The sequence below is a fragment of the Leucobacter sp. Ag1 genome (assembly GCF_000980875.1).
GTDB lineage: Bacteria > Actinomycetota > Actinomycetes > Actinomycetales > Microbacteriaceae > Leucobacter > Leucobacter iarius.
The window spans coordinates 1-1430 of sequence record NZ_LAYO01000021.1 but is presented as its reverse complement, the minus strand read 5'-3'; the positions used below and the strand labels follow the sequence as shown (position 1 = coordinate 1430).

Here is a 1430-nt window from a genome sequence, read left to right as displayed (position 1 = left end):
CCCGAGCGGACGCCGAAGCGGCGGCGCAGGCCGCGGCGAGCACCGACGCGTCGAGCGACGCGTCCGCCGACGCGACGAGCACGTCGAACGCGAGCGCTCGGGCGGCCGCGACCGCCGCTGGCGTGAGCGACGCGAAGAGCGACTCCCGCGCTTCGGCCTCGGTGGCCGCCGAGGGCAACTCCGCGGCCGCGGCCCGCGCTGCTGCGAGCAGCAACGGATCGAGCGAGGCCTCGGTGTCGGCCGCAGCGGACGCCGACGCGACGGCGAACGCGAACGCGGACCCGGATGCCTCCGCATCGGCGGGATCCGCCGCCCGAGCGGATGCGAACGCCGCGGCATCGGCCGCAGCTTCGGCGCAGGGCGACGTCTCCGCCGAGGCTCGGGCTCGCGCCGCCGCGCAGGCCGCGGCCTTCGCGGACGCGACGAGCATCGCCTCGGCCGCCGCGGACGCCACCGCTTCGGCAGCGGCCCGGGTGGCGGGTTCGGTACAGGCGGACGCTTCGCAGAACGCCTCGAGCACGGCGACGACCGCGCAGAACGCGGCGGCGCAGGCCTCGGCTTCCGCGGCGGGCTCGGCGGATACGCAGACGTCCGCGAACGCCTCGGCGTCGTCGGCGGCGAACGCCAACGCCTCGGCCGCCGCGCAGGCTTCGGCGACGGACATGGCCTCGTCCCAGGCGTCATCGGTCGCCGCCGCAGACACGAACGCGAACGCCTCCGCATCGGCCGCGGCCTCGGCGCGCGCGGATGGGAACGGCACGGCCGACGCCGTCGCCGCGGCCGTCGCCTCGGCGTACGCCAATGCGCAGAGCACCGCCTCGGCGGCGGCGAACGGAGACGCGACCGCCGCCGCACGGAACGCGGCACGGGCGAACGCATCGACCACGGCATCGGCGAACGTGGACTCCGGACCCAGCGCGCAGGCGCGCGCCGCGGCGGTCGCCTCGGCGAACTCGCAGGCCTCCGCCGCGGCGAACGCCTCGGCATCGAGCGCGGCGAACGCGCGCGGGAACGCGTCGGCGGACGCCGCGGCGATCGCCTCGGCGTCCTCGACCGCATCCGCCACTGCCGCAGCCGATGCCACGGCGACCGCGGCAGCGGACGCCTCGTCGGAAGCGCTCAGCCGGGCGAACTCCGATACGAACACCAACGCCTCGGCGTCGGCCGCCGCCGCAGCGCAGGCGGACGGCGACCACCGGATCGCCGCCCAGGCCTCGGCCGTGTCGGCGGCGTACGGAGACGCGACCTCGGTGGCTTCCGCCGCCTCGGACGCCTCGGCCAAGGCCGCAGCGCAGGGATCCGCGCTCGCGCGGGCCTCGGTCGATGCCTCTGCCTCGGCGACCGCCCGGTCGGGAGCCGCCGCGCAGGCCGCCGCGACCGCGGCGGCGGACGCGGACGCCGGAGACACGGCGAACGCCGCCGCGTCGGCC

Annotated in this window: 1 pseudogene; it reads right to left on the bottom strand. The window is 78.1% G+C overall.

Going from position 1 to position 1430, the window contains the following annotated elements:
* A pseudogene (locus XM48_RS18085) lies at positions 1–1430 on the bottom strand (hypothetical protein); the annotation flags it as partial.